The organism is Nocardioides albidus, assembly GCF_006335005.1.
Lineage (GTDB): Bacteria > Actinomycetota > Actinomycetes > Propionibacteriales > Nocardioidaceae > Nocardioides > Nocardioides albidus.
The window spans coordinates 1-8,541 of the sequence record NZ_VDMP01000017.1 but is presented as its reverse complement, the minus strand read 5'-3'; the positions used below and the strand labels follow the sequence as shown (position 1 = coordinate 8,541).

The window sequence follows — 8,541 nt, the reverse complement described above, 5'->3', positions numbered from 1 at the left end:
GTGCCCCGGGTGCCCCGGGTGCCTCGGGTGCCCCGGGTGCCTCGGGTCCATCGGCCATCGTTGATCAGTCCGCGAGCATCGTCCGGGCCCGGTCGACGTCGTCGGCCATCGCGGCGAGAAGGTCGTCGATGGAGTCGAAGCGGACCATCCCGCGCAGGCGATCCACGAAGGTCACCTCGACCTCGCGTCCGTACAGCTCGAGATCGGTGCGGTCGAGCACATAGGACTCGACGCGTCGATCCCGCTCGCCGGCGAAGGTCGGGTTGGTGCCGACGCTGATCGCTGCCGGGTACGTCGAGCCGGCGTCCGGTCCGTCGAGGACCGTGAGCCGGCCGGCGTACACGCCGTCCGCCGGTGCGGCAGCGCCCGGCCGGACGGGCACATTGGCGGTCGGGAAGCCCAGCTCGCGCCCGCGCTGGTCGCCGCGGACCACCACACCCCGCACGCCGAAGCTGCGGCCCAGCGCCTCGGCCGCGCCGGCCACGTCGCCGGCGGCCAGGCAGGTCCGGACGTACGTCGAGGACCACACCTGCGGCCCGCCGTCGAGGCTGACCTCCTCGAGGATGAAGTCGTGCTCCTGCCCTGCCGCGCGCAGCAGGTTGCAGTCACCGGCGGCACGGTTGCCGAAGCGGAAGTTGGCGCCGACCACCACCGCCTTCACGTGCAGGGCGTCGAGCAGGATCCGGTCGATGAACTCGTCCGGCGACCAGGCCGCGATCTCCCGGGAGAACGGGACGACGAGGACCTCGTCCACGCCGGCCTCCCCCAGCAGCCGCAGCCGCTGGTCGATCGTGGTGAGCGTCGGCGGCGCGTGCTCGGGGCGCAGCACCGCGATGGGGTGGGGGTCGAAGGTCACCGCGACCACGCCGTCGATGGCGGTCCGGGCTCCGATCTCGGCCGCCACCTCCCGCGCCCGGCGCACGACGTGCTGGTGGCCGAGGTGCATGCCGTCGAAGTTCCCGATCGTGGCCACCGTGCGACCGAGGTCGCGGGGCACGTCGGAGAAGTCACGCCAGACTCGCACGGCCGCAACTCTCCCACATCGGGGGCTACCCCACGAAGACGGCCGCCGGTCTCGCGGTGCCGCCCTCGGGCCGGTAGAGGGCGAGGAACTCGCCGTCGGGCGCGAAGACGCCGGTCAGCGTCTCGATGGCCAGGGGCAGCGGTCGCCCGTAGCGCACCGCCTGGGCCTGCTCGGCGTCGAGGTCGATCGCGGGGAAGGCGGCCCGGGCGGCGTCCGCCAGCGGGGTCACACTCACCTGGTCCAGGTCGCTCACCGCGCCGTCGAGGGTGAACGGCCCGACGGCGGTGCGTCGCAGCGCGGTGAGGTGACCGCCGACACCGAGTGCGGCGCCGACGTCACGGGCGATCGCGCGGATGTAGGTGCCGCTCGAGCAGCGGACGGTGATGTCGACGTCGAGGAACTCCCCGACGACCCGCTGGTCGTGGACGGTGAGCTCGTGGACGGTGACCGGACGGGCCCGCAGCTCGACCTCCTCGCCGTCGCGCACGCGCTGGTAGGAGCGCTTGCCGTCGACCTTGATGGCGCTGACGGCGGTCGGGACCTGGAGGATCTCGCCGACCTGCGTGGCGAGCTCGGCGCGCACCGCGTCGGGCGTCAGGTGGCCCGCCGGCGTCTCGGCGACGACCTCGCCCTCGGCGTCGTCCGTCGTGGTCGACCTGCCCAGGCGCACCGTTGCGTCGTACGCCTTCTCGGTGAGCATGAGGTGGCCGAGCAGGCGGGTGGCCCGCTCGACCCCGAGCACGAGGACGCCGGTGGCCATCGGGTCGAGGGTGCCGGCGTGCCCGACCTTGCGGGTGCCGAGCGCTCGTCGTACCCGCGACACGACGGCGTGCGACGTGAGTCCGGCAGGCTTGTCGACCACGACGAGGCCCGCCGGCACGGCGGCCGTGACCTCGGAGGTCAATCGGTGTCCTCGGCCTCTTCGTCGGTCTCCTCGACCGCCGGCTCGCGCGGCTTCCTGTACGGGTCGGCCTCGCCGGCCGGCTGGGCACCGGCCCGGGCCGCGGCGACGGCCGCGTCGGCCTCGCGGGCCCTGGCCAGCACCTCGTCGAGGTGTCGGGCGGTCTCGGGAACGCCGTCGAACTCGAAGGCCAGCGACGGCACGTGACGCATGCCGAGCTGCTTGCCGACCTCCGAGCGCAGCACGCCCTTGGCCGACTCCAACGCCGTGGCCGTCGCCTGCTGGTCGGCGTCCTCACCGAGCACGGTGTAGTAGACCGTGGCGTTCTGCGCGTCGCCGGTGAGGCGGACCTCGGTGATGGTCACGAACCCGAGTCGGGGGTCCTTGATCCGACGCTCGAGCATCTCGGCGACGATCACCTGGATCCGGTCGGCGATCTTGCGTACCCGCGGGCTGGCCATGATCAGTTCCTATCAGTAGAACGGCCGCGCCGCCCGCCCCGGGACCGGGACGGGCGGCACAGCTCGGATGGTGCGATGGGGCAGATCAGCCCCGCGGGATCTCGCGCATCTCGAAGGCCTCGACGATGTCGCCCTCCTTGATGTCCTGGAAGTTGCGGAGCACGAGACCGCACTCGAAGCCCTCCCGGACCTCCGACGCGTCGTCCTTCTCCCGCTTGAGCGAGGCGAGGTCGAGGTTGTCGGCGATGACGGCCCCGTCGCGGAGCACGCGGACCTTGGCGTTGCGTCGGATGACACCGCCGGTGACCATGCAGCCGGCGATGTTGCCGATCTTGGACGAGCGGAAGATCGCACGGATCTCGGCCTGGCCGAGCGTGTTCTCCTCGAACTCGGGCTTGAGCATGCCCTTGAGCGCCGCCTCGATCTCCTCGATCGCCTGGTAGATGACCGAGTAGTAGCGGATCTCGACGCCCTCCTTGTCGGCCATCTGCCCCGCCTTGCCCTGCGGGCGGACGTTGAAGCCGATGATGATCGCGTCGGAGGCCGCGGCGAGGTCGACGTTGGTCTCGGTGATCGCACCGACACCGCGGTCGATGACCCGCAGGCTGACCTCCTCGCCCACGTCGATCTGGGCGAGTGCGTCCTCGAGCGCCTCGACGGAGCCGGACACGTCGCCCTTGAGGATGAGGTTGAGCTCCTGGCTCTCGCCCTTCTCCATGGAGGCCATGAAGTCCTCGAGGGTACGACGCACGCGCCGCTTGGCCTGCATGGCCGCGCGCTCGCGCGCCTCGCGCTTCTCGGCGATCTGGCGGGCCATCCGGTCGTCGTCGACGACGATGAAGTTCTGGCCCGCGCCCGGGACGGACGAGAGGCCCAGGACCATCGCCGGACGCGCCGGGTCGGCCTCGGTCAGCTCGTTGCCGTGCTCGTCGAGCATCGCCCGGACCCGGCCGTGGGCCGGACCGGCGACGATCGAGTCGCCCACCCGCAGCGTGCCGCGCTGGACCAGGATCGTGGCGACCGGACCGCGACCGCGGTCGAGGTGCGCCTCGATGACCAGACCCTGGGCGTCCTGCACCGGGTTGGCGCGCAGGTCGAGCGACGCGTCGGCGGTCAGCACGATGGCCTCGAGCAGCTTGTCGAGGTTGATCCCGGCCTTGGCCGAGACGTCGACGAACATCGCGTCGCCGCCGTACTCCTCGGGCACCAGGCCGTACTCGGAGAGCTGGCCGCGGACCTTCGTCGGGTCGGCGGACTCCTTGTCGATCTTGTTGACCGCGACCACGATCGGCACGTTGGCCGCCCGAGCGTGGTTGAGCGCCTCGACCGTCTGCGGCATCACGCCGTCGTCGGCCGCGACCACGAGCACCGCGATGTCGGTCGCCTGCGCACCACGGGCACGCATCGAGGTGAACGCCTCGTGACCCGGGGTGTCGATGAAGGTGATCCGGCGGTCCTCGCCGTCGACGTCGGTGTGCACCTGGTAGGCACCGATGTGCTGGGTGATGCCACCGGCCTCGCCCGCCACGACGTTGGCGTCGCGCAGCGCGTCGAGCAGCTTGGTCTTTCCGTGGTCGACGTGACCCATGACGGTGACGACGGGCGGGCGGATGACGAGGTCCTCCTCGCCGCCCTCGTCGGCGCCGAACTCGATGTCGAACGACTCGAGCAGCTCGCGGTCCTCGTCCTCCGGGGAGACGACCTCGACGACGTAGTTGAGCTCGTCACCGAGCAGCTCCAGCGTCTCGTCGCCCACCGACTGGGTGGCCGTGACCATCTCGCCGAGGTGGAAGAGCATCTGCACCAGCGAGGCCGCGTCGACGCCGATCTTGTCGGCGAAGTCGGTCAGCGAGGAACCACGGGCCAGACGGATCGTCTCGCCGTTGCCCTTGCGGACCCGCATGCCGCCGATCGTCGGGGCCTCCATGGCCTCGAACTCCTGGCGACGCGCCCGCTTGGACTTGCGGCCACGACGCGCGGGACCGCCCGGGCGACCGAAGGCACCCTGGGTCTGGCCACGCTGGCCGGGACGACCGCCGCCACCGGGACGACCGCCGCCACCGGGACCGAAGCCACCGGGGCCACGACCGCCGGGAGCACCGGCACCCGCACCGGCGCCGGGGCGACCGGGCGCACCCGCGCCGCCGCGACCGGGGCCACCGGGACCACGACCGCCGGGCCCGGGACGACCCGGACCACCCGGACCGCGGCCACCGGGGCCACCCTGACCGAACGAGCCGGCGGACTTCGGCATCATCGCCGGGTTGGGACGCGGCATGCCCGGGCGGCCACCGCCGCCGGCGGACGCCGGCGGACGCGGCCCGGCCGGACCGGCCTCGCCCTCGCGCGGCGGCGGGGCGGGACGACGGCCCATGCCCTGGCTGGGCGCGAAGGGGTTGTTGCCGGGACGCGGGGTGCCTCCGGGCTTGCCGACCGGGCGCGGAGCCGGAGCCGGAGCCTTCGGGGTCGGGGGCTTCGGCGCACCGGGCTTGGCAGCCGGGGCGGCGGGAGCCGCCGGGGCCTCGGGCGCCTCGGGGGCAGCCGGAGCCGCGGCAGCGGCGGGCTCCTCCTCGACCGCCGGCGCCTCGGGGGCAGCGGGGGCCTTGGGACCCGGTCGCGGACCCGGGCGGGGACCGCCGGGCTTGGGCGCGGCAGCAGCCGGCGCCTCGGCGGCGGGGGCCTCGGCAGCAGGGGCCTCGGCAGCAGGGGCCTCGGCAGCAGGCGCCGGCGCGGCGGCGGGTGCCTCCGGCGCGGCGGCAGCCTTCTTCGCCGGGGCCTTGGGGGCCGGCTTCGCAGCCTCGCCCGCGGGCTCGGCGGCCGGCTTCATCTTGGCGAGGAGCTCGGCTCCGTAGGTCGCCTCGAACTTCTTCACGGCGGGGAGCTCGATGCTCGAGGACGCCGTCTTGGCGAACTCTCCGATGTCACTGAGCATCTTGAGCGCATCGGCGCTCTTGATGCCGTATTGCTTCGCGAGTTCGGAAACTCGGGTCTTGGCCACGGTTCTCCTTCTGGCCCAAGACCCGGGTGTGGATCTTCAGACCGTTGGTGGGTGGTGCAGAACGAACTGGCTCATCGCGAGGTACTCATCGAGTGCTCATGAGCTGTTGCTCCAGTCTCTGTTGAGAGGGTCGGTCGGATCGGATGGTTCATGCGGGGCTGCGGCCGCCCGGGAGGCGACGTACTCCCCCACCGGAGCGCTGGAGACCCCACCCGCACCCGGACTGATCCGGAGTGCGCGGGAGAAGGCCTTCCGCCGCACGGCGAGGTCGTAGCAACCGGTCGTGGGGTGCAGGTGCGCTCCACGTCCCGGCGCGGTGCCGTCAGGATCGGGTACGACGGCCGGCCGGCCGTCGGGTCCCGAGCCGGCGGTCACCCGCAACAACTCGCTCTTGGTGACCCGCGCCCGGCATCCGATGCAGGTCCGGACGGGTCCCGGTGAGGGGACGTCATCCGGTCGTACAGGGGATTCCGGTCGGTGTGCCACCGAGGGTCGACTCTACCGCTTCGGTGGTCGAGTTCACGAACCGGCACCGCTGAGGGGCGCTGCGGAGGCTCAGGCCTCCTCGTCGGAGTGGATGTCGATGCGCCATCCGGTGAGGCGGGCGGCGAGACGGGCGTTCTGGCCCTCCTTGCCGATGGCCAGGGAGAGCTGGAAGTCGGGGACCACGACCCGGGCGGAGCGGGCGGCCTCGTCGACGACCGTGACCGACTGGACCTGGGCAGGAGACAGGGCGTTGGCCACGAGCCGCGCCGGGTCGTCGGACCAGTCGACGATGTCGATCTTCTCGCCGCCGAGCTCGGCCATCACGTTGCGCACGCGCTGGCCCATCGGCCCGATGCACGCACCCTTCGCGTTGACGCCGGACACGGTGGACTTGACCGCGATCTTCGTGCGGTGGCCGGCCTCGCGAGCGAGCGCGGCGATCTCGACCGTGCCGTCGGCGATCTCGGGCACCTCGAGCGCGAACAGCTTCTTGACCAGGCCGGGGTGCGAGCGCGACAGGGTGACCTGCGGGCCGCGCATGCCCTTGCGGACCGAGACGACCAGGCACTTGATCCGGGTGCCGTGCCGGTAGTCCTCGCCGGGCACGCGCTCGCTCGCGGGCAGGTGCGCCTCGATCCGGCCGAGGTCGACGAGGACGTCGTCGGGGTTGCGGCCCTGCTGGATGACGCCGGAGATGATGTCGCCCTCCTTGCCGGAGAACTCGCCGAACCGGATCTCGTCCTCGGCGTCGCGCAGGCGCTGCAACATGATCTGCTTGGCCGTCGTGGCCGCGATCCGGCCGAAGCCGTCCGGCGTGTCGTCGTACTCGCCGACCTTGTTGCCCTCGGCGTCGAGCTCGGCGGCGAGCACCGTCACGTGGCCGGTCTTGCGGTTGAGCTCGACGCGCGCCTGTGCGACCGAGCCCTCGGTCTTGTGGTACGCCGTGAGCAGCGCCTGCTCGATCGCCTCGACGAGGACGTCGAACTTGATCTCCTTCTCGCGCTCCAGCGTCCGCAGGATGCTGAGGTCGATGTCCATCAGTCGGCGTCCTTGTCCATCGTGTCGTCGGTCGTGTCGTCGGTCGTGTCGGCCGTGGGGGTCCTGCGGTTGAACTCGATCTGCACGAGGGCCCTGCGCACGTCGGCGTACCCGATCCGGCGCACCGAGCCGTCGACGTCGAGGGCGACGCCCTCGTCGTCGTTGGCGCCGATCCGGCCGGTCAGGGTCACGTCGTCGGCGAGCGACACCTTCACCAGTCGTCCCTCGTTGCGGCGCCAGTGGCGCGGCAGGGTGAGCGGCCGGTCGACGCCGCGGGAGGTGACCTCCAGCGTGTAGGGCAGCTCGCCCAGGGCCTTCGCGCCGCCGTCGGGGCCGTCGTCCTCGAGGACCCGGTCGATCACCTTGGTGGCGGCCGCGACGTCGTCGAGCGTGAGTCCGCCGTCGGTGTCGACGGCGATGCGCAGCACGCGGCGCTTCCCGGCCGGGGTGAGCTCCACGGCCTCGACGTCGAGGCCCAGGGCGGCGAGCGGAGCGACGAGGACATGCTCGATCCGCTCTGCTGTCGCTCCCTGAGCGGAATGAGTACCCATGGTGAGTCTCCCCGTGTCCTGTTGTGGCTGTGCGAGGCACACGATACCCGGACCTCCCGGCCGGATAGGGTCGCCGGGTGCCCGCACGACCCACCCCCGTCTCGCGACGGCTCGTCCTCACCGGCGGGATCGGCGGTGCCGCGCTGGCGCTGACCGCGTGCGACGCGATCGACGACGTCCTCGGCGGTGACTCCGACCCGGGCGTGTCGGGGGCCCTGACGCCGACCGCTCCCCCGGCCGACGCCGACAGCACCCTCGTCGAGGACGTGCTGGCGGCGATCTCGAGCACCGGCGCGCTGGCCACGGCCACGGCCGCGGCGGTGCCGGGCCTGGCGAGGCTGGGCTCGCGGCTGGCCCGCATCCACGGCGCCCACGCGAGCGAGCTCGGCGGCACGGTCGACGCGGAGGCTCCGACCGTGGCGCCCGACCGCGCCGCCGCCCGTGCGGCCCTGCTCGCGGCGGAGAGCGATCTGCAGGACACCCTGGTCGGGGCGGCGCGCCGGGCCCACAGCGGCGCCCTGGCGCAGGTCCTCGCCTCGATGGCGGCGGCTCTGGCCCAGCAGCAGGCGGTCCTCGGATGACCACGACCCCCTCACCGAGCCCCTCACCCACCCCCACGCCGAGCCCCTCGGCGTCCGGCACCGACTCCGGCGAGGACCCCGCGGTGACCGCTGTGCAGACGACGCTGGCCGCCGAGCATGCCGCCGTCTTCGTGTACGGCGTCCTCGGCGGGCAGACCTCGCAATCCGGCTCCCCTGCGCTCTATGCCGCCGTGACCGACGCGTACACCGTCCACCGCAGCCGGCGCGACGAGCTGATGGCACGGCTGCACGCCGCCGGCGCGCAGCCGGTCGCGGCCGAGCCCGGCTACGGCCTCCCCGCCGACCTCGGCACGCCGGCCGCCGTGTCCGCGCGAGCCCGGGAGATCGAGGAGGCGGCCGCGGCGACCTACGCCTACCTCATCGCCAGCTCCACCGACGACACCCGCTCGTGGGCCATCGACGCGCTCCTCGACGCCGCCCTCCGCGTCCTGGACTTCGGCGGCCGCCCCGACCGGCTGCCGGGACTCTGACCGCCGCCGC

The 8,541-nt window shown here is 72.9% G+C and carries 9 protein-coding genes; 2 read left to right on the top strand and 7 right to left on the bottom strand.

Annotation, left to right across the window (positions count from 1 at the left end):
• Positions 1–64: 64 nt before the first annotated feature.
• The 7 genes from FHP29_RS04350 to rimP form a co-directional block, all read right to left on the bottom strand.
• Positions 65–1,024, bottom strand: a complete 960-nt coding sequence (locus tag FHP29_RS04350) for a bifunctional riboflavin kinase/FAD synthetase (protein ID WP_139621637.1) — start codon at positions 1,022–1,024, stop codon at positions 65–67.
• Between the two features lie 25 nt (positions 1,025–1,049).
• The gene (gene truB / locus FHP29_RS04345; protein WP_240044304.1) at positions 1,050–1,928 is read right to left on the bottom strand and encodes a tRNA pseudouridine(55) synthase TruB; all 879 of its coding nucleotides are present in this window, start codon (positions 1,926–1,928) and stop codon (positions 1,050–1,052) included.
• Complete coding sequence (gene rbfA / locus FHP29_RS04340) at positions 1,925–2,386, bottom strand: 30S ribosome-binding factor RbfA (RefSeq protein ID WP_192903963.1); 462 nt, start codon at positions 2,384–2,386, stop codon at positions 1,925–1,927. Before rbfA ends, truB begins: the two co-directional genes overlap by 4 nt.
• A gap of 85 nt (positions 2,387–2,471) precedes the next feature.
• Positions 2,472–5,384, bottom strand: a complete 2,913-nt coding sequence (gene infB / locus FHP29_RS04335; protein ID WP_139621635.1) for a translation initiation factor IF-2 — start codon at positions 5,382–5,384, stop codon at positions 2,472–2,474.
• Between the two features lie 96 nt (positions 5,385–5,480).
• Entirely contained in the window at positions 5,481–5,870 is a 390-nt protein-coding gene (locus tag FHP29_RS04330; protein WP_139621634.1) for a YlxR family protein, read from the bottom strand.
• A 69-nt stretch (positions 5,871–5,939) separates the two neighbouring features.
• Entirely contained in the window at positions 5,940–6,908 is a 969-nt protein-coding gene (gene nusA / locus FHP29_RS04325; protein ID WP_139621633.1) for a transcription termination factor NusA, read from the bottom strand.
• Complete coding sequence (gene rimP / locus FHP29_RS04320) at positions 6,908–7,459, bottom strand: ribosome maturation factor RimP (protein ID WP_139621632.1); 552 nt, start codon at positions 7,457–7,459, stop codon at positions 6,908–6,910. The genes nusA and rimP overlap by 1 nt, the downstream gene beginning before the upstream one ends.
• Positions 7,460–7,536: 77 nt before the next feature.
• On the opposite strand from rimP, the gene FHP29_RS04315 reads away from it, so the two are divergent.
• Together FHP29_RS04315 and FHP29_RS04310 are read left to right on the top strand one after the other, a co-directional pair.
• The gene (locus FHP29_RS04315) at positions 7,537–8,040 is read left to right on the top strand and encodes a hypothetical protein (protein WP_139621631.1); all 504 of its coding nucleotides are present in this window, start codon (positions 7,537–7,539) and stop codon (positions 8,038–8,040) included.
• Positions 8,037–8,531 (top strand): DUF4439 domain-containing protein, encoded by a 495-nt coding sequence (locus FHP29_RS04310; RefSeq protein ID WP_139621630.1) that lies wholly within the window; start codon positions 8,037–8,039, stop codon positions 8,529–8,531. The genes FHP29_RS04315 and FHP29_RS04310 overlap by 4 nt, the downstream gene beginning before the upstream one ends.
• Positions 8,532–8,541: the final 10 nt, after the last annotated feature.